General features: G+C 64.8%; 20 protein-coding genes and 1 pseudogene. 13 read left to right on the top strand and 8 right to left on the bottom strand.

The annotated features are described in order from the left end of the window. Nucleotides 1-32 precede the first annotated feature (32 nt). The 8 genes and pseudogenes from QE379_RS11120 to QE379_RS11085 all read left to right on the top strand — a co-directional run bounded on the left by QE379_RS11120 (nt 33) and on the right by QE379_RS11085 (nt 8,547). Nucleotides 33-1,200 (top strand): annotated as a pseudogene (locus QE379_RS11120) (nucleotide sugar dehydrogenase). A gap of 198 nt (nt 1,201-1,398) precedes the next feature. Beyond that, nucleotides 1,399-3,489 (top strand): TonB-dependent siderophore receptor, encoded by a 2,091-nt coding sequence (locus tag QE379_RS11115; RefSeq protein WP_307000502.1) that lies wholly within the window; start codon nt 1,399-1,401, stop codon nt 3,487-3,489. Between the two features lie 172 nt (nt 3,490-3,661). Continuing rightward, on the top strand, nt 3,662-4,435 hold the full coding sequence (locus QE379_RS11110; protein ID WP_307000501.1) for an SDR family oxidoreductase: 774 nt from the start codon (nt 3,662-3,664) through the stop codon (nt 4,433-4,435). Continuing rightward, a complete protein-coding gene (locus QE379_RS11105; RefSeq protein ID WP_307000500.1) occupies nt 4,432-4,773 on the top strand; it encodes a hypothetical protein in 342 nt (113 codons plus the stop codon). Before QE379_RS11110 ends, QE379_RS11105 begins: the two co-directional genes overlap by 4 nt. Continuing rightward, a complete protein-coding gene (locus QE379_RS11100; RefSeq protein WP_307000499.1) occupies nt 4,770-5,339 on the top strand; it encodes a transcriptional regulator in 570 nt (189 codons plus the stop codon). The genes QE379_RS11105 and QE379_RS11100 overlap by 4 nt, the downstream gene beginning before the upstream one ends. A gap of 91 nt (nt 5,340-5,430) precedes the next feature. Beyond that, complete coding sequence (locus QE379_RS11095; RefSeq protein ID WP_307000497.1) at nt 5,431-7,014, top strand: Na+/H+ antiporter; 1,584 nt, start codon at nt 5,431-5,433, stop codon at nt 7,012-7,014. Nucleotides 7,015-7,079: 65 nt separating this feature from the next. Beyond that, the gene (locus QE379_RS11090) at nt 7,080-7,670 is read left to right on the top strand and encodes an NADPH-dependent FMN reductase (RefSeq protein WP_307000495.1); all 591 of its coding nucleotides are present in this window, start codon (nt 7,080-7,082) and stop codon (nt 7,668-7,670) included. Between the two features lie 79 nt (nt 7,671-7,749). Next, nucleotides 7,750-8,547 (top strand): transporter, encoded by a 798-nt coding sequence (locus QE379_RS11085; RefSeq protein ID WP_307000493.1) that lies wholly within the window; start codon nt 7,750-7,752, stop codon nt 8,545-8,547. A 1-nt stretch (nt 8,548) separates the two neighbouring features. On the opposite strand, the gene QE379_RS11080 is transcribed toward QE379_RS11085, so the two are convergent. Further along, on the bottom strand, nt 8,549-9,226 hold the full coding sequence (locus tag QE379_RS11080; protein ID WP_307000491.1) for an anti-sigma factor domain-containing protein: 678 nt from the start codon (nt 9,224-9,226) through the stop codon (nt 8,549-8,551). After that, on the bottom strand, nt 9,216-9,788 hold the full coding sequence (locus QE379_RS11075; protein ID WP_307000489.1) for a sigma-70 family RNA polymerase sigma factor: 573 nt from the start codon (nt 9,786-9,788) through the stop codon (nt 9,216-9,218). Before QE379_RS11075 ends, QE379_RS11080 begins: the two co-directional genes overlap by 11 nt. Nucleotides 9,789-9,850: 62 nt before the next feature. On the opposite strand from QE379_RS11075, the gene QE379_RS11070 reads away from it, so the two are divergent. After that, nucleotides 9,851-10,786 carry a Gfo/Idh/MocA family protein gene (locus tag QE379_RS11070; protein WP_307000486.1) on the top strand — a complete coding sequence of 312 codons (936 nt, stop codon included), beginning with the start codon at nt 9,851-9,853 and terminating at the stop codon, nt 10,784-10,786. Here QE379_RS11070 and QE379_RS11065 read toward each other — a convergent pair. Then, nucleotides 10,757-11,137, bottom strand: coding sequence for a helix-turn-helix domain-containing protein (locus QE379_RS11065; RefSeq protein WP_307000483.1), 381 nt, complete (start codon nt 11,135-11,137; stop codon nt 10,757-10,759). The two genes, QE379_RS11070 and QE379_RS11065, sit on opposite strands and share 30 nt — an antisense overlap. Nucleotides 11,138-11,228: 91 nt before the next feature. Here QE379_RS11065 and QE379_RS11060 point away from each other — a divergent pair, with 91 nt between their 5' ends. Both QE379_RS11060 and QE379_RS11055 read left to right on the top strand, forming a co-directional pair. Beyond that, nucleotides 11,229-12,290 carry an SDR family oxidoreductase gene (locus tag QE379_RS11060; protein WP_307000481.1) on the top strand — a complete coding sequence of 354 codons (1,062 nt, stop codon included), beginning with the start codon at nt 11,229-11,231 and terminating at the stop codon, nt 12,288-12,290. Between the two features lie 116 nt (nt 12,291-12,406). Continuing rightward, entirely contained in the window at nt 12,407-14,590 is a 2,184-nt protein-coding gene (locus tag QE379_RS11055) for a catalase (protein WP_307000479.1), read from the top strand. A gap of 49 nt (nt 14,591-14,639) precedes the next feature. On the opposite strand, the gene QE379_RS11050 is transcribed toward QE379_RS11055, so the two are convergent. The 3 genes from QE379_RS11050 to QE379_RS11040 are packed head-to-tail and all read right to left on the bottom strand — an operon-like array spanning nt 14,640 to nt 17,317. After that, nucleotides 14,640-15,956, bottom strand: coding sequence for an MFS transporter (locus QE379_RS11050; protein WP_307000477.1), 1,317 nt, complete (start codon nt 15,954-15,956; stop codon nt 14,640-14,642). A 1-nt stretch (nt 15,957) separates the two neighbouring features. Continuing rightward, complete coding sequence (gene manD, locus QE379_RS11045; protein ID WP_307000475.1) at nt 15,958-17,169, bottom strand: D-mannonate dehydratase ManD; 1,212 nt, start codon at nt 17,167-17,169, stop codon at nt 15,958-15,960. 10 nt (nt 17,170-17,179) lie between these two features. Next, nucleotides 17,180-17,317, bottom strand: coding sequence for a hypothetical protein (locus QE379_RS11040; protein WP_307000473.1), 138 nt, complete (start codon nt 17,315-17,317; stop codon nt 17,180-17,182). 115 nt (nt 17,318-17,432) lie between these two features. Here QE379_RS11040 and QE379_RS11035 point away from each other — a divergent pair, with 115 nt between their 5' ends. Next, on the top strand, nt 17,433-19,526 hold the full coding sequence (locus tag QE379_RS11035; protein ID WP_307000471.1) for an alpha-glucuronidase family glycosyl hydrolase: 2,094 nt from the start codon (nt 17,433-17,435) through the stop codon (nt 19,524-19,526). 292 nt (nt 19,527-19,818) lie between these two features. On the opposite strand, the gene QE379_RS11030 is transcribed toward QE379_RS11035, so the two are convergent. Next, nucleotides 19,819-19,965 carry a hypothetical protein gene (locus tag QE379_RS11030; RefSeq protein WP_307000469.1) on the bottom strand — a complete coding sequence of 49 codons (147 nt, stop codon included), beginning with the start codon at nt 19,963-19,965 and terminating at the stop codon, nt 19,819-19,821. 59 nt (nt 19,966-20,024) lie between these two features. Between QE379_RS11030 and QE379_RS11025 the strand changes: the two genes are divergently transcribed. Beyond that, complete coding sequence (locus tag QE379_RS11025; protein WP_307000467.1) at nt 20,025-23,171, top strand: TonB-dependent receptor; 3,147 nt, start codon at nt 20,025-20,027, stop codon at nt 23,169-23,171. On the opposite strand, the gene QE379_RS11020 is transcribed toward QE379_RS11025, so the two are convergent. After that, entirely contained in the window at nt 23,116-24,801 is a 1,686-nt protein-coding gene (locus tag QE379_RS11020; protein WP_307000465.1) for an amidase, read from the bottom strand. The genes QE379_RS11025 and QE379_RS11020 overlap by 56 nt on opposite strands. Nucleotides 24,802-24,844 lie beyond the last annotated feature (43 nt).

Raw genomic sequence — 24,844 nt, 5'->3', positions numbered from 1 at the left:
CGGGCTCCACCCACGGATATGGGGTTTGACGAATGAAGATCGCTGTTTTCGGCCTCGGCTATGTCGGCATGTCCAATGCCGTTCTCCTGGCGCAGCATAATCAGGTCGTTGCGGTCGACATATCGGAAGAGCGTGTGGCGCAGGTCAACGCGCGCATCTCCCCGATCATCGACGCCGAGTTGGAGGAGTTCCTGACCAACCGCACGCTGAACCTGTCGGCGACCACCGATGCGGCCGAGGCGCTGGCGGCTGCGGACTATGTCATCGTGGCGACGCCGACCAACTATGACGTCGAGACGAACAAGTTCAACACCGGCTCGGTCGAGGCGGTGATCCAGTTGGCGAAGGAGCATGCGCCCGACGCGACCGTCATCGTCAAGTCGACCATCCCGGTCGGCTTCGTCGACGACGTCCGCGCGCGCCTGAACACGACGCAGGTGATCTTTAGCCCGGAATTCCTGCGCGAAGGCCGGGCGCTGTACGACAATCTCCATCCGTCGCGCGTGATCGTCGGCGAACGGTCTGAGCGGGCACGCATCTTCGCCGAACTGCTTGTCCAGGGTGCCGAGAAGAAGGACGCCCCCGTCCTGTTCACCGACGCACGCGAGGCCGAGGCGATCAAGCTGTTCGCCAACACCTATCTCGCCATGCGCGTCGCCTTCTTCAACGAACTCGACAGCTATGCGATCGCGGGCGGCATGGACACGCGCCAGATCATCGAGGGCGTCGGCCTCGACCCCCGCGTCGGCACGCATTACAACAATCCGAGCTTCGGCTATGGTGGCTATTGCCTTCCCAAGGATACCAAGCAGCTCCTCGCCAATTATTCGGAAGTGCCGCAGAACCTGATCCGCGCGATCGTGGACGCGAACCGCACCCGCAAGGATTTCCTGGCGGATCAGATCATCGCCCGCGCACCGCGCAAGATGGGCGTCTATCGCCTGACCATGAAGGCGGGATCGGACAATTTCCGCCAGTCGTCGATCCAGGGGATCATGAAGCGGGTCAAGGCCAAGGGCATCGAAGTGATCGTCTACGAGCCCGCGCTGGAGGAAGACCAGGTTCTTCGGATCGCGCGTGATCCGCGATCTCGACGCGTTCAAGGCGGAGTCCGATGTCATCATCGCCAACCGCAACGCGCCCGAACTGGCCGATGTCCCCGAAAAGCTGTTCACACGCGATATCTTCGGCTCCGACTGACGGCGCTCGCTTCAGGCGACACATGGCAATGGCTCGGTTTTCGCAGGAAAACCGGGCCATTATCTTATGGCTCGACCGGCAAGCCCCACCGTGCTGCCTCCAAATTGAGCAGTTGATTTGCCACGCTCGCTGATTATGAGACGTTGCAACATACCCTTTCATCAAGGGGTAGTCGACACTTCCCTATCTGGAGCATCCATGTTCACTGCACTGGCCAGTTCGCGTCTTCGTATCTCCGCATTGGGCTTGGCAATGGCATGGTGTGCGACCCCCGCGCTGGCGGAACAGAAGGAGGGGGAGGCGCGCGAGGAGACCGAGACGCGCAGCGATATCGTGGTGCTCGGAACACGGAGCACGATCGACCGCACCCTGTCCTCCGATCCGGCGACCGAGCGCATGTCTCAGTCGAGCCGATCGCTCGAGCAGGATGTGTTGCAGGCGGCCGGAACCTATCGGCTGAACGATGCACTGGAACTCGTCAGCGGGTTCAGCCAGCAGAATAATCGCGGCGGCGTGCTCGACAATTTCGCGATCCGGGGCTTTCTGGGCACACCGGACGGCGGTGCGGAATTCTATGTCGACGGGTTCATCGCCAATCGCGGCATGGTGCCGCCGCGCGATCCGGCGACCGTCGAGCGGATCGAAGTACTGAAAGGCCCGGCGGGGGCGATCTTCGGCGACATCGATCCGGGTGGCCGTGTCAACATCGTGTCCAAGGTACCGCGCTTCGCGCCCGCCGCGCGGGCCACGATCACCTATGGCTCGTTCAATACCCGGCGCGCGGAGATCGACTCCACCGGGCCGCTGTCCGACAGCCTGGCCGCCCGCATCGTCGTCGCGGCGGAGGATAGCGACGGGTGGCGCGACACGATCACGCTGCGCCGCCGAGTCGTGTCGCCCTCGCTCACCTGGCGGCCCAGCGACGCGGTACGGCTGACCTATCTCGCCGAGTTCATGCAGTTCGACACGCCCTTCGACCGGGGTATTCCGGCCGTCGGCAACGATGCCAACGCCCTGCCCCGTTCCAACTATTATGGCGAGCCGTCGAACGGCCTCACCCGCTTCCGCAACGAGCGGCATCAGGTGACGGGACTGGCGCAACTGGGTGACGGCTGGACGCTCAATGGCGGCATCGTCTGGCGGACCGGATCGCTCAAGGGCTTCTCGGCGGATCAGTCGCGGATCGTTGGCACACAGGTCTGGCGGCAACGGCGGTCGCGCGACTTCGTGATCGACGATCTGGCCGCCCGGATGGAACTGGCCGGGCGGATCGGGCGGCACCAGGTCAGCCTGGGCCTCAAGGGCTATCGTATGACCTATGGCGAGCGGTGGATGCGACGCAATCCCTCCGCCGCGTCGCCCTATGCGGTGGATCTCTACGATCCGGCATCGAGCTACGGCGGTACCACTGCGCCGCTGCTGCCCTTCACCAATAATGATGAGAACCGTTGGGCGGGGACGGTCTATGTCCAGGACATGTGGGCGGTGACCGACCGGCTGACCCTGGTGGGCGGTGCCCGGGTCGATCCCTATCGGCAGAAGATCGTCAACAACCAGACCGGCGGCGTGGGCCGGATCGTCGAGCAGCCGGTCAAGTTCCGCGCGGGCGCCCGCTATGCCGTGGACGACCATGTTTCGGTCCATGCCAATTGGGGCGAGTCCTTCCTGCTGAACTCAGGGACCGGACGGACCGGGGAAGGTTTCCAGCCCGAGGAAGCGCGTGGCTATGAAGTCGGCATCGCCGGACGCTGGGCCGGACTGGATGTCGGAATGACCTGGTTCGACATCTCCAAGAGCAATATCCTGACGACCGATCCCGTCGATCCGGGCTTCAACGCCCCCGTGGGCCAGTTGAACAGCCGGGGGATCGAGGCGGATGCGTCGCTGCGCCTGGGCAATCGCTGGCAGGTCATCGCGAATTATAGCTGGGTCGATGCGCGCAACGACGACAAGAGCTTCGCCACGCCCGCCGTCCTCGGCGTGCCCGAACATTCGGGTACCGTCCTCGTCGTCCACCGCCTGCCCTTTGCCGGACGGGAATGGCAGTTGAGCGGCGGTGTCGCCTATGTCGGCGACCGGGCGGGATCGCTCGACGCCCAGCCGCTGGTCCTGCCCGAATATGCCAAGGCGAAGGCGGCCATCGAAGCGCCCGTGACCGACAGCTTGCGGTTCCGTTTGGAGGCCGACAATTTGTTCGACGCGCGCTATGCGGCCAGCTCCTACAGCCGGTTGTGGATCTATCCGGGTGCCCCCCGAACCGTTCGCGCGTCGCTGAGGCTGGAGATTTGAACAACGGCGCCAGCAACTTGGAATGTCGTGACGGAAAATTCACGCAACCGGAACGTGCCTTCACCGCTTGAGTTGACAGGCCATCGACCCGGCCAGGGGGCTGCTCCATCGCGATCGGTGAACCGCCGCCCCTTGGCCCACACGGCACCACAGCAATTGAAAGCGATCCGGCATGAAGACCAGCGGCAACACCATCCTGATGACCGGCGGCGGCAGCGGCATAGGCGAGGCGCTGGCCCATCGCTTCCACGATCGGGGCGATACCGTAATCATCGCCGGGCGGCGTCAGGACGCGCTGGACCGCGCCGCCGCCGGGCGTGAGCGTATCCATACCGCCGTCCTGGACGTCGAGGATGCCGAAGCGGTCGATGCGTTCGCTCGGAAGATCGTCAGAGATTTCCCCGCTCTGAACGTGCTGTTCAACAATGCCGGGATCATGAAGTTCGAGGACCTGACGCGACGTCGCGACCTGTCCGATGCCGAGGCGACCCTCGCGATCAACATTCTGGGCCCCATCCGCCTGACCAATGCGCTGATCGACCATCTTATCGGCGTTCCCGATGCCGCGATCGTCAACGTCACGTCCGGGCTTGCCTATGTGCCCCTCGTTGCCGCACCGACCTATTCGGCGACCAAGGCGGCCATCCATTCCTACACCGTGTCGCTGCGGACCCAGTTGGCGGGCAAAGTCGAGATCATCGAACTGGCCCCGCCGGGCGTTCAGACCGACCTGACGCCGGGGCAGGCCAACCGGCCCGGCTATATGCCACTCGACGCCTTTGCCGACGCCGTGGCGGCGCAGTTCGCCCGGTCGCCGACGCCATCCGAGATCCTGGTCGATGAGGTCCAGTTCCTCCGCCAGGCCGAACGCGAAGGACGCTTCGACAAAACGTTGAAGACCCTTACCGAACGCGCCGCCCAGCAGCGGGAGGCCGGCAACGAGTGACGCGGACCGCCGATGGCGCGCCACCGACGACACCGGATGGCCGTTACATCGTCGTCCGGGGACGGTTGTGGCGGACGAGCAATCCCCATCTGGGGGCAGAAGAACGGCAGGCGCTTGTCGACGACCTCATGAATGCGCGGCGCGCGGTGCGTGGCGCGATGCAAAGGGGCGACGACGCGGCGCTTCGCCTCGCGCGTTCCAGGGTACAGTCTGCCAAGACGGGCCTGGGCGAGCGCGGGCCGGTCTGGTGGGATGATGGCAGCCTGGACCTGAACCGCCGGATGGCGCGTAATACCATCTATGCGCCTTGGTATGCGGGCCTGGAGGACGACCGATGAACGTCTTTCTGGATTTCGAGGCATCCTCGCTTTCCGACAAGAGTCACCCGATCGAAGTCGCCTGGATATTTGAGGATGGCCGGTCGGAAAGCCACCTGATCGCCCCCGCCCCGACCTGGGACGACTGGGATGAGGCGGCGGAGCGTATCCACGGGATTTCGCCTGCGACCTTGAACAACGAAGGCGCACCCCATGACATGGTCGCGCGTCGAATGCTGGAACAGCTTTCCGGCCATGATCTCTTTGCCAGCGCACCGTCCTGGGACGGGAAATGGCTCAGCCTGTTGCTGCGCACGGCGGGATTGCCCCGGCACGCCCTGCGACTGAAGGATACCGATGTCGCTTTGCGGGAGAGCGCGACGCGCATCCTGCATGACGTGCTGCCGCCCGAGCGGCTGGAGCCGATGACGACGGATCTGGTCGCATGGGCGACCGCCACCAAGCAAGCCACGCCGGAGCATCGCGCGCTGGCCGATGCGGCGGAAGAGCGTGCCGTCTGGCAAAGGCTGGAGGAACGCGCGCGGGGGATCGCAAGCGGTTGGGCCTTCGGTCGGACGGGCCCGTAGTCGAACTTCCTCCAGGGTCGGTGCGCATCCATATTGATTAGGCGGGCTTTTTCCGCTTTGCCCCGATAAGCCAAATCGGGGGAGCGGCGATATGCATGCAGCGGCGGGTTTTGAGTTGATCATCGCGATGTTTCTCGTGGTGATCGGTCTGCACTATCTCGCGCACCGCCTGTCATTGCCGCCCGCTGCCGCACTGATCCTGGGCGGCGGGGCCATCGCGTTCGTTCCGGGCCTGCCGAGCATCGCGATCGATCCCGAACTGGTGCTGGTCTTGTTCCTGCCGCCGCTGCTGATGGACGGGGCTTGGTTCACCGCCATCGCTGCGTTTCGCCGCCATATGGCGGGTATATTGTCGCTGGCCGTCGGAGCCGTCTTCTTCACGACGGCGGTCGTCGCGGTAGTCGCCAGATTGCTCGCGCCCGATCTGCCATGGGCGGCCTGTGTCGCATTGGGTGCGATCCTCTCGCCCCCTGACGCGGTATCGGCGCGGGCCGTGCTTCAGCGCGTGCGGCTCCCGCGAAGGCTGTCCACCCTGTTGGAGGGGGAAAGCCTGTTGAACGATGCGGCCGGGCTTGTCCTGTTCCGCTTCGCGGTGGCCGCCGTGCTCACGGGGACGTTCAGCCTGGGCACGGCGACCGGCAGTTTCTTCCTGCTGGTCATCGGCGGCGTTGCGGTCGGCGCGGCGATCGGGACGCTGTGGGTGCTGCTGCTCCGGCGTCTGGGCGACGACACGCTGATGATCGCGGCGACTTTGCTGGTATGCTGGAGCGCCTATATCGCTGGGGAGTTGCTCCATGTCTCCGGCGTCATCGCAGTGGTAACCGCCGGCCTGACCTGTGGCTGGCACCAGCATGTCGTCTTCAGCGCGAGCGTGCGCATCCGCGCGCTGGCCTTCTGGCAGGTGCTGGTTTTCCTGCTGGAAGCGGCGGTGTTCACGCTGATCGGCCTGTCCTTGCGCGGCTTGCTGGAGCGGGTCGGCGATCCGGCGGCGTTCCTCGAACGGATGGCGGCGCCCGTGCTGTGGATCGTGGTGGCGGTCATCGTGGCACGGTTCCTATGGATTTTCGGCATCGACGCGATCGTCGCGGCACTGCGCCGGATGGGATGGAGAAGTGCCCGCCCGCTCGGACATCGCGCCGCGCTGGTGATGAGTTGGGCGGGGATGCGCGGCGTGGTGACGCTCGCCGTCGCCCTGTCCCTGCCCGAAACCATGCCCGCCCGCGACCTGATGCTGGTGACCGCCTTCGTGGCCATCCTGGTCACGGTGCTGGTCCAGGGTACGTCGCTCGGTTGGATGATCCGGTGGGCGAAGCCGGCCGAGGACGAGGCATCCCGCCCGTCACTCGATCTTCATGCCGCCGAACATGCGATGTTCCGGGCCCAGTTGGCGGCGGTGGAGCGCGAGGCGCATGACGCCGAAGGACAGGTCATCCATCCGCAATTGCTCCGCCGATATCGCACGCGCGCGACGGCGGGCGAGAATTTCGCAGGGACGGCGGAGGAGCGCACCGTCGCAATCGAAAGCCATTTCAACGTCATCATCGCCGCCGTGCAGGCGGGGCGCGCCGAACTGGTCCGTCTGCACCGCGCCGGGCGGATCGATGACGAGACGTTGCATGACCTAGAACATGACCTCGACTTGGAGGAACTGGGGGCGATCGCGGCGAAGGGATGAGGCGCGCGGGATCGTCCGACCCGCACTGGCGTTGATCCTGTCGTTCCACGACCCGGAGGTGAGCGATGGCCGACCGCATTCTGATCCTCTACGGCTCCTACCGCTCGGATCGACAGGGTATCCGTCTGGCGGATTTCCTCGTCCGCTCCTTCACCGAGCGCGGTGCGGAGCCTGAGTTGATCGACGCCAAGGCGATCGGCCTTCCGATGCTGGACCGCATGTACAAGGAATATCCGAAGGGTGAAGCGCCGGAGGCCATGGAGCGGCTGGCGAGCAAAATCCGCGACGCGGATGCCTTCGTCTTCGTGACCGGCGAATATAATTGGGGACAGCAGCCGGGCCTCAAGAACCTGACGGACCATTTCCTGGAGGAATGGTTCTGGCGCCCCGCCGCGATCGCCAGCTATTCGGCGGGGCGGCTGGCGGGGGCGCATGCCAGCGTCGCCTGGCATGGAACGCTGTCGGAGATGGGTATGGTGGTCGTCTCCAGCACGCTGACCGTCGGCGGGATCAGCCAAACACTGGATGCAGAGGGAAAGCCGACCGGCGACGGCGGAGCCGCGCTGACCCGCGCCTTTCCACGCTTCGCAGACGATCTGGCCTGGTGGACCTCCGCCGCGCGCGAGCAACGTGCCCGGACATCCCCGCCCTATTGATGCGTTGGACGGTGACGGGACAAAGGGCTAAGTCGTATTTCAAATGGTTAGGGGGAATATGATGCGGGTGGCACGTACGATGATGGCGGCCGCCGGCGTCATGGCGACGCTCGCCGCAGCGCCCGTGTTCGCCGAAGATGACGAACCCCGCTTCTGCCCCACCCGCCCGAGCATCGGCGGCTCCAGTTGCACTACAGAGCCCGGTCGCGTCCATGTCGAGGTTTCGACCCTGGACTGGCAACGCGACGATCAACCCGACCAGCGGGAGGACCGGATCGTCACCGCCGATATCCTGACGCGTGTCGGCGTCGGCAAGAACACCGAGTTGCAACTCGACTGGGTGGGTTATGGCCGCGATCGCACGCGGGACAAGGCCGACGGCAGCATCGATAGCGTGACCGGCATTGGCGATCTGACCTTCGCGATCCGCCAGCATCTGGTCGGGCAGAAGGGCAAGGCTTTTTCCGCCGGAGTCCAGGCCTATGTCACCGCCCCTACCGGTCGCTATCCCGTCGGTGCGGGGACCTGGTCGACCGGCGTGATCGTGCCGGTCCAATATGACCTGACCGAGAAACTCGGTATCGCCTTGACCGGCGAGGCGGATGCCGCCGCCAATCAGTCAGGAATGGGTCGACACCTGGCCTATAGCGAGATCACCGGGCTGCGGTACAAATTCACCGAAAAGGTCACCGCGACCGCCGAGCTATCGCTGGAGCGCGACAACGAACCTGATCAGCACGAAACGATGGCCTTGGCCGCGCTGTCCGCCGCGTGGCGACCGACAAAGGTCATGCAATTGGACGTTCTGGCCGTCGCGGGCCTCAATCACGCCTCTCCCGGCCTGCGCCTCGTCACCGGCGGGGCGCTGCTCTTCTAGATCAGGTTGCTGCGAGCGTGCCGGTGGCGACGACCGGACCGGTCGGCACCGGCTTCGGCGATCCGCCTGGCGGCTCGATCGAAATGGCCAGCACGGCCCCGCTCCGAAGGTTCGCCCGCTCGCCGATGGGGAGCGCGATCCGCGTCGCTCCCGCCCGGTTCAGCAGCCCCAGCGACCGCGGCGTGCCATCCCGAATGATCCAGAGCTGTGCGGCCTTGTCCGGCGGTGCCAGCTCGGTCGCGGCGACCCGAATCTCACCCCGATCCGTATCGACCGTCGCGCCGGTCGGGGTGAGGCGCTTGTCGCTCGGCGCCAGCGCGGCGATCATGACGTTCGAGGATGGAGCCTCAGGCCGGGGGAGTGAAACCGGCTCCGGTCGCTGGAGCACGAGAAGCAGGAGGACAGCCGCAACCGCCATCGCCACGGCAACCGCCGCCCATAGCGGGCGCCGTGAGGCGGAAGGTGGCGGTGCCGCGATCCGATCTACGATATCCTGCGGTGCCTGGACCGGGCGATACTCGTCGAACAGATCGCCAAGGTGACGGCGCCACCAATCCACCTCCCGCGCGAAATCGCGATCCGATAGGGTGCGACGAAGCGCCGCCGCGCGTTCCTCTCCGTCGAGCAAACCCAGCACCAGTTCGGCGGCCATCATGTCGGGATCGGGCTCAGTCGTCACCGACGCACCCCCGCAACTGCATCAGCCCGCGCCGGACCCAGCTCTTCATCGTACTGAGCGGGACCCCCTTGGCATCGGCCAGTTCGGCATAGGTCTTGCCGTCGAAAAAGGCGGTTCGGATAGCGTCCCTTTGCCGCCCCTCCAGCGCCTCCAGGCATTCGTGCAGACGCCGTGCGGTTTCGGTCCGTTCAGCGGTCAGGGCCTGGTCGGGTGTCTCGTCCGCGATCTCCGCCGCCTCATCGATCGGCGACGTGGGACGCTTGCGCCGCGCCCGGACCCAATCGATCGAACGGTTGCGCGCGATCGTCGCGAGCCAGGCCATCGGGCTTGCGGGACCCGGCTCATAGGCCCCGGCCCTTTTCCAGATCGTCGCATAGACATCGTGGAGGACATCCTCGGCCGCGCTGCGATCACCGCAGATGCGCAGGCAGATGCCGAACAGCCTGGCCGATGTCATCCGATAAAGCTCGCTCAGCGCGTCCCGGTCCTCCGACCCGATACGATCCAGCGCGTCGCACAATTCGACGCGCGCCTCGAAAGGATCGGATGGGACAGGATGCACCCGAATTTGGTAGACATTCGCGATAGGTGGCGCAATCCGCCATGATAGCGAGGGAGATGGAAATGCGCGTGCTGGTCATCGGTTTGGGCGATATCGCGCGCAAGGCCTATCTGCCGATATTGAGCACGCGGCCCGACATCGAACTGCATCTGGTGACCCGCGACGCGCAGGTCCTCGACCATGCGGCCAAGGCCTTCCACGCCGCATCCTTGCATCACAGCCTTGCGGATGCGATCGATGGCGCGGACTTCGACGCCGCCTTCGTTCACGCCGCAACCGAAGCGCATCCCGCATTGGTACGCACATTGCTGGAGCGTCGGATACCGACATTCGTGGACAAGCCGCTTGCCGACAATCTGGCGGAGGCCGAGCGACTGGTGGCCCTGTCCGCGCGACAGCAGACGTTACTAAGCGTCGGCTTCAACCGCCGTTTCGCACCCAGCTATACCGAGCTCCGGGGATCGTCAGCGAACCTGATCGTCATGGAAAAGCACCGCCATAGGCAGCCCGATACGCCGCGCCGGGTGATCTTCGACGACTTCATTCATGTCATCGACACGCTTCTCTTCCTGGCGCCGGGCGTGGTGGAGCGTCAGTCCATCGAAACCCAGGTGGAGCGCGGAATGCTGACGGCGGTCACCCTGATGCTGGCGGGTCGGGACTTCACCGCGATCGGGACCATGCACCGGGACAGCGGGCTGAACGAAGAGCGGCTGGATGTGATGGGGAACGGCATGCGGCGCTCCGTTCTCAACATTTCCGAGCAGGTCCATATGGACGGCACCGAATGCCGCCATCGCCGGGGGGACTGGACGCCGGTCGGGCAACAGCGCGGATTCGAGGCGATGTGCACCGCCTTCCTGACGGCGGTGCGCGACGGCGGCCGAACCCAGGCGGATGCGATCATCGCCACCCACGCCCTATGCGAAGCCGTGGCGCTGCACGCGGAGCGTTCGATCGAAAGGCCGCTAACCGCGTCGGGAACCGGGGCGCGGTAACAACTGGTCCAGCGCGTCGGCATTGTCCCGACCCCAGCCGTACAGCAATTCGACCGGCTCCACGAAACGTCGGCCCAATTCCGTCAGACGATACTCGACCATCGGCGGGATCGCGCTTTGGACGTGGCGACTGATCAGGCCGCTCGTTTCCATGTCGCGGACGGTTTGGGTCAGCATCTTCTTCGAGATGCCCGGCAGGCTGCGGAGCAATATGCCGGTCCGCGCCGCCCCCTGATGGCGGGCATGGAGGGTGTGCAGGACCATGCTCGTCCATTTGGTGGCAAAGAGTTCCAAGACGCGCCGGGGTGCGCAGTCTTCCCGCCATTCGTCGTCCGCCGTGCCTGGCTTCACATGGTTACTCCCTGGTACCCAGGGCACCAGATGGTGCCTTCTGGAACACCTGTCCAGCCATGCCTAACTCTCTGGCGACAAGGAGTTCTTCATGACGAAAACGGCATTGGTGGTGGGCGCGAGCGGTATCGTGGGCAGCGCGACGGCGAAACTGCTCGTGGAACAGGGTTGGGACGTTCACGGGCTCGCCCGTCGCCCTCACGAACAGAACGGCGTCCGTCCGGTCGCAGCCGACCTGCAGGATGCGACCGCCACGGATGAGGCGTTACGCGACCTGAACCCCGATGCCGTCTTCATTACCACATGGCTGCGCCAGGACAGCGAGGCGGAGAATATCCGCGTGAACGGCGCGATGGTTCGCAACCTGCTCGACGGCCTCCCCAAGCCCAAGGGGCCACGCCATGTCGCGCTGGTCACCGGGCTCAAGCATTATCTCGGCCCGTTCGAAGCCTATGGGAAGGGCACGCTGCCGCAGACGCCTTTCCGCGAGGAACAGGGGCGGCTGGACGTCGAGAATTTCTATTACGCGCAGGAGGACGAGGTCTTCGCCGCCGCCGCCCGCGACGGTTTTACCTGGAGCGTCCACCGGCCCCATACGGTCATCGGGCTGGCCGTGGGCAATGCGATGAACATGGGGACGACGCTCGCCGTCTATGCGACGCTATGCCGCGAGACGGGGCGACCCTTCACTTTTCCGGGCTCCGCAGCGCAGTGGTCCGGGCTGACCGACATGACCGACGCCCGCCAACTCGCCCGCCATCTCCTCTGGGCGACCGAGACGGAGGCGGCGCATGACGAAGCCTTCAATGTCGTCAATGGCGATGTCTTTCGGTGGCAATGGATGTGGGGCCGTATCGCCGCGTGGTTCGGGGTCACGCCTGCCCCCTTCGACGGCACGGTCCGTCCTCTGGAACAGCAAATGGCGGACGACGCGGCACTCTGGCGTCGGATCGCCGAGCGCGATGGGCTGGTCGAGCCGGATTTGAACCGGCTGGCCTCGCCATGGCACACCGACGCGGACCTCGGCCGCCCGATCGAAGTGGTGACCGACATGAGCAAGAGCCGTCGCCTGGGCTTCACCGACTATCGACCGACCGACGATGCGTTCTACGCCCTTTTCCAGCAACTCCGCCAAAATCGCCTGATCCCCTGAACCATCGAGGTCCACTGCCGAACCCGACTTGACGCATATCAATCATTTAAATGTCGGGCGAAGTCGGGATTCGCGCGTTGACGGGATGATCCCGATCAATAGCGAAAGAGAGCAACATGGCGAATAAGAGCAGCAAGGGCGATGCCGGAAAGCTCAAGGGCGAAACGCCCGCCAAGGCCCCGCCCCTCCCCGCCGGTGCCGAGATGCCGACCCATTATGCCGAACCCCAGGGGCATGGCGGGGAAACGCAGCAGACGACCGAGGACCCCGCACGGACGATGACCACGCAGCAGGGCGTGCCGGTTGCCGATGACCAGAACAGCCTGCGCGCCGGTGAGCGCGGCCCGACGCTGCTCGAAGACTTCATCCTGCGTGAGAAGATCTTCCACTTCGATCATGAGCGCATTCCCGAGCGCGTCGTCCATGCGCGCGGCTATGGCGCGCACGGCGTGTTCGAGCTGACCGACAGCCTGGCCGACTATACCCGTGCCGATGTGCTGAGCGAGGTGGGGCAGCAGACCGAGGTCTTCGTCCGCTTCTCGACCGTGGCGGGCAACAAGGGGTCGATGGACCTCGCCCGTGACGTGCGGGGCTTTGCCGTCAAATTCTATACCAAGCAGGGCAATTGGGACATCGTCGGCAACAATATCCCGGTGTTCTTCATCCAGGACCCGATCAAGTTTCCGGACCTTGTACATGCCGTGAAGCAGGAACCCGACCGAGCCTTTCCACAGGCCCAGTCGGCGCATGACAATTACTGGGACTTTGCGAGCCTCAGCCCCGAGGCGTGGCACATGGTGATGTGGCAGATGTCCGACCGGACGATCCCCCGCTCCTTCCGCACGATGGAGGGCTTCGGCGTCCACAGCTTCCGGCTGGTCAACGCGGAGGGCAAGTCGACCTTCGTCAAATTCCACTGGAAACCCCGCCAGGGGCTGCAATCGGTCCTCTGGAACGAGGCGGTCAAGATCAACGGCGCCGATCCCGATTTCCACCGCCGCGACCTGTGGCAGGCGATCGAGGGCGGCGACTTCCCGCAATGGGATCTGGGCGTGCAGCTGTTCGATCAGGAAACGGCCGACAAGCTGCCCTTCGACCACCTCGATTCGACCAAGCTGATCCCGGAAGAGGATGTTCCCGTCCGCATCATCGGGACGCTGACCCTCAACCGAAATGTGGACAATTTCTTCGCCAGCACCGAACAGGTCGCTTTCTGCACTCAGAATGTCGTGCCGGGCATCGACTTCTCGGACGATCCGCTACTGCACGGGCGCAACTTCTCCTATCTCGATACGCAGTTGAAGCGACTGGGCGGGCCGAACTTTACCCATATCCCGGTCAATGCGCCGCGCTGTCCGGTGATGAATTTCCAGCAAGACGGCCATATGGCGATGCACAATCCCAAGGGGCGCGCCAATTACGAGCCCAATAGCTGGGGTCCGGACGGCGGCCCGCGTGAAAATCCGACCATCGGCTATCGCAGCTACCCCGCCGAGGTGCAGGGCACCAAGCAGCGTATCCGGGCGGAGACCTTCTCCGACCATTATAGCCAGGCACGTCAGTTCTTCGTCAGCCAGTTGCCGATCGAACAAAAGCATATCGGCGACGCCCTGGTATTCGAACTGTCGAAGGTCGAGCGCGTCGATATCCGCGCCCGTGCCGTCTCCCACCTGCGGCTGATCGACGAAGGTCTGGCGGCGACCGTGGCGGATGGCCTGGGCCTCGACCTGCCCGAATCCGCCAAGGCGGCCAAGCCGACCCTCGAACTTTCGCCATCGCCCAAGCTGAGCATCGTCGCCAATGGCCCGAAGGACTTCAAGGGGCGCAAGATGGGCATCTTGCTGACCGATGGGTCGAGTGCCGAGCTCTTCACCGGACTGACCAAGGCGCTCGACACCGTGGGCGGTCTGTGGGAGGTCGTGGCGCCCAAGATCGGTGGCGTGACGCTGGACGACGGGACCAGGGTCGCGGCCAAGCAGAAGATCGATGGCGGCCCCTCGGTGCTCTACGACGCAGTGGCGGTCCTGCCGTCCTCGGCCGGAGTGACGATGCTGGCCAAGGATGCGACCGCAAAGGACTTCGTCGCGGACGCCTTCGCGCATTGCAAGTTCATCGGTCACAGTGCCGATGCAGAGGCGCTGTTCCAGGCCGCCGGAGTGACGGACCGCGACGAGGGCTTCATCGCCCTCGCCAAGGCGAAAGAGGCCAAGGCATTCGTCGCGAAATGCGGCGAGTTGCGCTTCTGGCCGCGTGAACTGGAGGTCGATCTGGACGCCGCGTCGCTGAACGTCGGCGCCTGACGCTCGCCAAGGACAGGATCCCGGCCCGCCGCCGGGATCCTGTCCGCCCTTACGTCGCGATCCGCACGTCCCGGTAGCGCGGATTGAGCAGATGGAAGATCAGCAGTGCGACCAGATAGGCCACGCCGCACGCGATGAAGAAGGGCTGATAGCTGCCCACCCGGTCGAGCAGGACGCCCAGCGCCTTCGACGCGATGAACCCGCCTGTCGCCCCGGCGAACCCGCCAAGGCCGATCAGTGTCCCTTGCGCATAACGCGGGAACTGATCGCCGGGCAGTGCGAACAAATTGGTCGAAAACCCCTGATGCGCGGCACAGGCCAGACCGATCATCGCCACCGCGATCCAGATGCTGCTGGCCTGCGCCGCGAACATGACCGGCAGTGCGAACAGCGCGCAGACGAACATCGCCCGCTTGCGGGCCCGACCGGTCGCGATCCCCTGCTTGAGCAGGCGTGAAGAATACCAGCCGCCGACGATCGCCCCGACATCGGCCATGATGTAAATGGCGACCAGCGGCGGCCCGAAGCTCTTCAGGTCATAGCCATAGCGGCTGTGGAAAAAGTCCGGCAGCCAGAAGAGGAATGTCCACCACACCGGATCGATCAGGAAGCGCCCGGTCATATAGGACCAGGCTTCCCGGTGCCGCATGACGGTCAGGAACCCCGCGCGGCCCGTGGTTTCGACCGGCTCCGCCTCGATCCAGGCGCGTTCCTCGGGCGTGATCCGCGGATGGGCGTGCGGCGGATGGTAGAGCCGCCACCAAGCGGTCAGCCAGACGAGGTTGAACAGTCCGGTGATGATGAACGCCCAGCGCCAGTCGAGCACCAGATCGGCGATCAGGAAACCAATCAGCAGCGGCGTGACCACCGCCCCGACATTCGCCCCGGCGTTGAAGATACCGATCGCGAACGCACGTTCCTTCTTCGGAAACCATTGCGACGCGGCGGCCAGCGCGGAGGGAAAGGTGCCCGCCTCGCCAAAGGCCAGCGGAATGCGGGCGATGGCGAAACCGGTGGTCGAGGTGACGAGCGTCTGGGCGAAATGCCCGACCGTCCACGCCCCCATTGCCACCAGATACCCCGCGCGCGGTCCGATCCGGTCGATCAGCCAGCCGAACAACAGGAAGCCGAAGCCATAGGCGACCTGGAAATAGCCCGTGACGTCGCCATAGCCGCTATTGGTCCAACCATAGAGCGCGGTAAGCTGCGGCTTGAGCACCCCCAATACCAGCCGGTCGATATAGCTGAGCACCACCGCCGCGAAGAGCAGGCCGCAAATCACCCATCGCACCCGACCGCGCGGCGGAGGTACGGCGTGGGCGGCGGTGTCCGGCGCGGTCTCGGCCGCCTGGGTCAGGTCGCTCATATCACCAGCTCCACAGCGTGCCGTCTTCCAGGCGGTTCACCGGCAGATAGGCGCGCTTATAGGGATAGGTCGCTGCCCGTTCCTCGTCGATCTCGACCCCCAGGCCCAGCGCGTCGCCAGGATGCATCATGCCGTCCTCGAACCGGTAATGATGCGGGAAGACCGCATCCGTCTCCTCTGTATGGGGCATATGCTCCTGAATGCCGAAATTGGGCACCGACAGGCCGAAGTGCAGCGCCGCCGCCATCGTGACGGGCGACAGATCGGTCGCGCCGTGACAGCCGGTGCGGACCTGATACAATTCGGCCAGCGCCGCGATCCGCCGCAAATGGGTCAGGCCACCCGCATGGACCACGGTCGCGCGGATATAGTCGATCAACTGGTTTTCGATCAGATGCTTGGCATCCCAGATCGAATCGAACACCTCGCCCACCGCGATCGGCGTGGTGGTATGCTGGCGGATCAGGCGGAAGGCGTCCTGGTTCTCGGCAGGGGTCGCATCCTCGATCCAAAAGGGACGATAGGGCTCCAAATCCTTGCCCAGTCGCCCGGCCTCGATCGGCGTCAGCCGGTGGTGCACATCGTGAAGCAGATGCACGTCCCAACCCAAAGCCTCACGCGCGGCGGCGAATAGTTCGGGGACGATCCGCAGATATTTCTCGGTCGACCAGACGCTCTCGCTCGGCAGATCGGCATCGGCGGGTTCGTAGCGCTGCCCCGCCTTGGCGACGCCATAGGTCGAAGCAAGCCCCGGCACCCCGCATTGCAGACGGATCGCGCGATAGCCCTCGTCCCGGTGACGGATTGCGGTGGCGATCGTATCCTCGATAGTGGTGCCGTTGGCGTGGCAATAGACGAGGCACGCCTCGCGCGATGCGCCGCCAAGGAGTTGATAGACCGGCATGCCGGCGAGTTTGCCCTTGATATCCCACAGCGCCATGTCGACCGCCGCGATCGCCGTCATCGTTACCGGGCCGCGCCGCCAATAGGCGCCCTTGTAGAGATACTGCCAGATATCCTCGATCCGATGCGCGTCGCGGCCGATCAGGCAGGGAATGACATGATCCTGAAGATAGCTGGCCACCGCGAGTTCACGTCCGTTGAGCGTCGCGTCGCCCAGACCGGTGGTGCCGTCGTCGCATTCGATCTTCAGCGTGACGAAATTGCGCCCCGGCGAGGTCACGATCAGGCGGGCGGCAACGATTTTGGGCATGAACGGTCCTTCAGGCGATATCGATGACGACGGCGATGGCGTCGCCACGAGCGGCATCGAGAAACCCATGGGCGGACGAGGCGCGAAGGGCGTGCGCGGGGGCATTCATCGCCACGACCCGGTGGGGCAGGTCCGGTTTATGGGCCATCGCACCCTCTCCTCTGTCCAAAAGTCGTTCAATCGACTTGCCAATTGGTCTGATAGCGGTACCGTGATGATCAAGCGCCAGCTTGTCAATCGGCGGTGCAGCGGGAGAGAATGGCATGAACCGGATACGTCTATTGCTGGGAGCGCTGTCTATCCCGCTGGCAACGCTGCCGATTTCTGCGCGTGCGGATGATGGCTATGCCCTTTGGCTGCGCCCAGCCCCTTCATCGGTCAGACAGATAAATATAAAGCGGTTAGGCGATACGCCCACCCTCCGCCTGGCGGAATCTGAGCTTCGTCGCGACATTTCCGCCGTAACCCCGCCCATCGTCATCGGAACCACGTCGGCTTCCGGTCTTCAGTCACTGCGTCTCACCGCCGAAAATCTGGGTGATGAGGGCTATCTGATTCGCAATGTGACGCTGGACGGGCAGCGGGTCCTCCTCATCGCGGGCAATAGCGATCGGGGCGTTCTATATGGGGCATTCGCGCTCATCCGCCATCTTGCGACGGGCGGCAAAACCGACGCTCTAACTCTCCGCTCCAGCCCCAAGGTGAAACTGCGCGTCCTCAACCACTGGGACAATCTGGATGGATCGGTGGAGCGTGGCTATGCCGGGCAATCGCTCTGGGACTGGTGGACGCTCCCCGACTTTCGTGATCCGCGCTATACCGACTATGCCCGCGCCAATGCGTCGATCGGGATCAACGGCACGGTCCTCAACAACGTCAACGCCAAGGCCGACAGCCTGACCCCCGCCTATATCGCCAAGGCGGCGGCGCTGGCGGAAGTGTTCCGGCCATGGGGTATCCGCGTCTACCTGTCGGTCCGCTTCTCCGCGCCCATCGAACTCGGAGGACTGAAGACCGCCGACCCGCGCGATCCGGCGGTCGCGGCCTGGTGGAAGGCCAAGGCGGACGAAATCTACCGCGCGATTCCCGACTTCGGCGGCTTTCTGGTCAAGGCCAATAGCGAGGGCCAGCCAGGCCCGCGCGATTATGGCGCGAGCCATGCCGACGGCGCGAACATGCTCGCCGCCGCCGTGCGCGACCATGGCGGTATCGTGATGTGGCGGGCTTTCGTCTATGCCGAGACCGACCCCGAGGATCGCGCGAAGCAGGCCTATACCGAATTCAAGCCTTTGGACGGCAAATTCGCCGACAATGTGCTGGTTCAGGTGAAGAACGGCGCGATCGATTTCCAGCCGCGCGAGCCCTTCCACCCGCTGTTCGGCGCCATGCCGCGCACGCCGCTGATGATCGAGTTCCAGATCACCAAGGAGTATCTCGGCTTCGCGACCCACCTGGCCTATCTCGGCCCGCTCTTTACGGAGACACTCGACGCCCGCACCGGGCAGAAGCCGGGCGAGACGGTGGCCGATGTCGTCGACGGGCAAGCCGAGCACCACAAGCTGTCCGGCATGGCGGGCGTCGCGAATATCGGGCGTGACCGGGACTGGAGCGGATCGACCTTCAACCAAGCCAATTGGTATGCCTTCGGTCGCCTCGCCTGGGACCCCGACCTGTCGGCGGAGGGGATCGCCCGCGCATGGGTCGCGCAGACCTTCGGCACCGATCCCCAGATCGTCGACACGATCACTGCCATGATGATGGGATCGCGCGAAGCGGTCGTCGACTATACCGGCGCATTCGGGCTGGCGCACCTGATGGCGACCGGCCACCATTATGGGCCCGGCCCCTGGGTGTCGGAACTGGCACGGCCAGAATGGAACCCCGTCTATTATCACCGGGCCGACGCCGCCGGGATCGGATTCGATCGGACTGCGTCGGGCAGCAACGCGGTCGGCCAATATGCCGGGCCCGTCGCCAGGGTATTCGCCAAGCCCGAGACGACGCCGGAGTCGATGCTCCTCTGGTTCCATCACGTGTCATGGGACCGGCGCATGGCCAATGGGCAGACCCTGTGGACAAATCTGGTGGCGCGTTACGATCGGGGCGTCGCCTATGTCGAACAGATGCAGCGGCAGTGGGACGGCCTACGCGACCGGATCGATGCGGAGCGCTGGCAGAAGACCGCGACCTATCTCGCCGTTCAGGGACGCGAGGCGCGCTGGTGGCGGGATGCGAGCCTGGCCTATTGGATGTCGGTCAACCATCGCCCGCTTCCCTCGGGCGTTCGCCCCCCCGAGCATGATCTGGCGTGGTACAGGTCGCAGCAATTTCCATATGCGCCTGGTCAAGCCCATTAGAAATGACAGGGTCCGCGGACGGACCGGTGAGCCTCATCAGCGTCGTCGCACGCCGGCCGAATCGCCAAGCCCTTCCATCTGACCAACGATTGCCGTTTGGTCCGTCCGATTGCCAAAAGCGAATTTTCTTCATTGATAATGGACGTTTTTCTTACGCAATCACGACTATGTAGGGTCGAAGCAAGCCCTACGCCGCGCCCGATCGTGACTTCATTGTGAATTTCCTGCTCCCCAGTTCGGCCTAACCAATTTGCATTTGACTTCCTGACCGATAGGCATATCGATAGCGCTATCAGCAATGCCGCGCCAGACGGCCATGAGGGGGAAGCGGAATGGTTTCCAGGGCAATAGCATTTCCGGCTTCGACCGATGCCGCGCGCCCTTTCGACGACAACCCGCCTCCACCGCCTGATCGCGGCGCTTCGATCATCTTCATCATCACATGAATGCCCCCGCATGCCGCGACGAACGGCAGCGGGTCGACAGAGAGGACCTGACATGAAATCCACACCCCATATCCGTCTGTGCCGCCTGACGCTGCTGTGCGCCACGGCGGTCGGCGCGGTGACCGCCTCTACGGCCCTGGCCCAGGCTGTTCCCCCACCCCAGGAACAGGTCCCGGCGGATGGCCAGGACAGCGGCCCCTCGACGCCGCCGGCGCCGCAGACCGACCAGACCCAGGGGACGCCGAGCGAGGATATCGTCGTCACCGGCTATCGCTCCAGCCTTGCCAAGTCGACCAACGCCAAGCGCGCCTCGACCGGCTTCACCGACTCGATCTTCGCCGAGGATATCGGCAAGTTTCCCGACACCAACATCGCGGAATCCTTCAACCGCATTCCCGGCGTCACCATCACCCGCGACGTGACCGGCGAGGGCACCAACGTCGCCATTCGCGGGCTCGGTTCGAATTTCACCAACGTTACGCTGAACGGCGCGCCGATCGCTGTCGCCTCGTCGGGCGCGACTGACGCGCAAGGCACCGACCGCTCGGTCGATCTCAGCTTCTTCCCGACCGACCTGTTCACCAAGCTGACCGTGAACAAGAGCTACACCGCCGACCTGCTGGAAGGTGGCGCGGCGGGCAATATCGACCTGCGCTCGGCCCGGCCGTTCGACCGCAATGGGCCGTTCCTGGCCTATAACATCCAGGGCACAAAGCAGACGCCGGAAGATCGCATCGGCGCGCGTGGATCGCTGATCGGAAGCTGGCGCAACGACACCTTCGGCATCCTGGCGGGCGTCTCGGCGCAGCGTATCTTCACCGACACGCGCGGGTATGAGACGATCGGCTACACTAACCCTGCCCTGACCGCCGCGCAGTGTGGCGCGGCGACCGGATGCAACGGCACCGGCGGCGGCAACTGGACGATTCCGGCGGTGGTTCCGAACGGAGCCGGGGGCGGGCTGGTCCCTGGTACGACGATCGACTCCGCCTTCCTGCTAGCCAACAATCCGGGCGCGACGATCCAGCAGATCGACAACGGCCTGTTGCCGCGTCTTGGCCGCTTCACCAGCATCCGGGGTCCGCGCGACCGCGTCAACGCGATCGTCAGCGCGGAGTATCGCCCGACCGATACGCTGCATTTCTATCTCGATGGCCTCTATGGCTACAAGAAGAACGAACTGACCCGTGAGAACATGGCGTGGATCGTCCGCAACGGCGCGATCATCCCGACCAATCTGACGTTCGACAAGGCGGATTGCAGCGCGGGCTGCACGGTCACCGGCGGCACCTTCGCCAATGTCCAGTTCTTCAACGAATTCCGCCCCTATACCGAGACGACACACCTCTGGAGCGTCAATCCCGGCGGCGAATGGGAGATTGCTGACAAGCTCAAGCTGAACTTCCAGGGCAACTACGCGCGCTCGACCTTCCACCGCGAAAGCCCGACCGTCGGGATGTCTACGCCGCTGGGCGTCGGCAATACCGTCACCTATTCGAACGATGGTGGCCTGCCGACGATCAGCAGCGCGCTCGATCTGAACGATCCGAAGAATTTCGGCTGGTATGCGGGCAGTCGCGTCAACCTTCAGGACGAACGCCGCCTCAACATCAACAAGGGGTTCCGGGGCGACCTGACCTGGGGCGACACCGCGCTGAACCTGAAGGTCGGCGGTGCCTATGACAATACGTCGCGCCAGATCCGCGGTTTCGACAACAGCCAGTTCTGGCAGAATGCGGTGTGCGGCAACAATCCCAACGTCGCCGTCCCCTCGCCCAACTCCCAGCCGCCGTGCGAAGGACTGAACGCCCCTGGTGCTGCGCCCGCCGGTTATCCGACCTATCCGGGTTATGGCACGGGTTTCAGTTCGGGCACGAACGGCCAGGTCAGCTATGGTGGATCGCTGATCCCCAACAGCGCCGCACCCAGCTATCTGAAGCCGGGCCCTGCCGGATTCGTGACGGTCGACTGGCCCGCCTTCGCCGCCGCCAGCAACTACCAGTATTTTCATGACAATGCGCCGGAGACGGGTGCGGCGAACACCGGCGCCAGCGGCGGCTTCATCCGCGAAGTCGTCAAGTCGGCCTTCGCGACCCTGAACGGCGCGCAGGACCTGGGCGGCAACACGCTACGCTTCAATGTCGGCCTGCGCTACGTCAACACGATCCAGACGATCTCGGGCCGCGTCTCGCTGCCCGATCCGCGCAACGCGCCGGCGGGCGGCGGGTCGCTCCCGGATGGCAGCCGCTATCCGAACATCGTCAACATCGCCGAGACGCGCAACGTCTATTCCGAATGGCTGCCCGCCGCGACCTTCGCCTATGATGTCGGCGAACATGCGGTGGTCCGCGTCGCCGGATCGCGCACCATGACCCGGCCCGATCCGTCGGCGCAGCTTCCGGGCGTCAATTTCGGCGCGCCCTCGGCGGATCAGGCGTCGATCGGCAACCCGGCGCTCGCGCCCTATCTGTCGACCAATCTCGACCTGGGCTTCGAATATTACACCGGTCGTGAGGGCGTGGTCAGCTTCAATGCCTTCCGCAAGTCGATCGAGGGTTTCACGACGACGGCGATCAACACCGTGCCCTTCTCCAACCTGGCGCAGTATGGCATCACCTATGACACGCTGAACCCGACGCAGCAGATCGCGATCAACGCGCGCGGCGGGCCCGGTCAGGCGCAGGTCCAGGTCACGTCGCAGGTCAACGTGCCCAACAAGCTGACCATCAATGGCCTGGAGTTCCAGTGGGTCCAGCCGCTCGACTTCCTGACCCGCGCGATCGGCATCACGGGCTTCGGCTTCAACGCCAACGCCACGATCGTCGACCAGCGCAGCGACGGCCCGGCCATCGCCTTCGGCGTCGCGCCCTTCACCTACAACATCACCGGTTATTACGAGAAGAACGGCGTGATGCTGCGCGTCGCCACCACCTCGCGGCAGGGATCGCAGAATAGCGGCGCGGCGCAGAACGGCATCCCCGCCGCCGCATTGTTCGGGACCGACTATACCACCTACGACTTCTCGTCGGCGTTCGACCTCGACAAGATTTTCGGTATCCCCGGTGCGCCGCAGTTGACCATCAACGTCGCCAACTTCACCAATGCGACGCTGCGGTCCTATTTCCAGTTCGAGAATGCGACCTTCACCCAGTACAAGCCCGGTCGCCAGTTCCTGATCGGTCTGCGCGGCACCTTCTAAACGCGCTTCGCCCTGAACGAGAAAGGCCCCGGTTCCCGCCGGGGCCTTTTTCTTGCCGTCCGTCCAGTCCCTTCCCCACATCGGCCTGCGGCAGATAGCGCGGCACCCGCCGGGCCCTGGCACGCTGTTCATAGGCATAGCCCGCCCCCAGCACGACCGCGTCGGCATCTCCGTTAGCGATGAAGGACAGGCCGACCGGCATTCCCCGGACCAGCCCCATCGGTACGGTCAGATGCGGATACCCCGCCACCGCCGGCAGTTCGGAGGCCGAGGGTCCGTCATACTGATCGCCCTGTATCGGATCGCTCAGCCACGCCGCATCATAGGTCGGCGCGACCAGCACCTGCACGCGCGCCGTCTTCAACATCGCATCGATACCGTCCTCGCCCGCCAGCCGCAGGGATGTCCGCCGGGCTTCGAGATAGGCGGGATCCTTCAAGCCCTTCGTCTTCGCCGCCTTCTCGAACAATTCCTGTGCGAAGAACGGCATTTCCTCGACCGCGTGCTCGCGATTGAAGGCGATGACCTGATCGAGTGTCCGTGTCTTCACGGCGGCGGGCGTGGTGGCGAGATAGGCGTCGAGATCGGCCTTCAACTCGGTCATCAGCACGGTCTGTTCGGCATCGCCCAGCCCCTTTAGTTCGGGCACCGTCACATCGACCAGAATGGCACCCGCCGCCCTGAGCGTGTCCAGAGCTTGATCATACCGCTCGCGCAGGGGTGCCGACATCGATTTGGGCCGGATCACCCCGACTCGCATTCCCGACAAGGCGCTGGTCGACAGGCCGGTCGTATAGTCGCGGGCCATGGCCTTCGCCGTCGCCGGATCGGCGGGATCGCGGCCCACCATGGCCGACAGCATCGTCGCGACGTCCCGGACGCTGCGACCCATGGGGCCCGGCGTATCCTGGCTATGGCTGATCGGCACGACATGGGTACGACTGACCAGACCGATCGAGGGCTTGAACCCGACCAGGCCGTTGACCGACGAGGGGCAGACCACCGATCCATCGGTCTCGGTGCCGACCGCGATCGCCGCGAAGCTCGCCGCGACGGCGGCCCCCGAACCCGAGGACGAGCCACAGGCGGTACGATCGAGTGCATAGGGGTTGCGCACCAGCCCGCCGACCGCGCTCCATCCGCTCATCGAATGGGTCGAGCGGATATTGGCCCATTCCGACAGGTTCGTCTTGCCCAGGATGACCGCCCCCGCCCGCCGCAGCAGCGCGACCACCGGCGCATCGCGTCCGGTGACGTTGTCGGCCAGGGCAAGGCTGCCCGCCGTCGTCGGGGCCCGATCGGCGGTCTCGATATTGTCCTTGATCAGGATCGGAATGCCATGCAGCGGTCCGCGAACCCGGCCGCGCCGTCGTTCCTCGTCGAGTATGCGGGCCTGGGCAACGGCATCGGGGTTGAGCGCGATGACGCTGCGCAAGGTCGGGCCCTTGCGATCCATCGCCGCGATCCGGGCCAGATAGGCGCGTGTGATATCGGCGCTGGTCGCCTGCCCCTTCGCCATTATCGCCTGCAACTGGTCGATCGATACCTCTTCGACCTTCACCTGCCGCGCCGCGGCGGGCTGAGCCAGGACCGAAGCCGTGATCGCCAGTCCGAGCATGAAGTCGCGCATGATCTTCCCCCTTTGTCCGCCGCCCAAGCTAACGGCGACCGCA

Source organism: Sphingomonas sp. SORGH_AS_0879, from assembly GCF_030819175.1.
GTDB lineage: Bacteria > Pseudomonadota > Alphaproteobacteria > Sphingomonadales > Sphingomonadaceae > Sphingomonas.
This window is presented reverse-complemented; position numbering and strand designations above follow the sequence as displayed.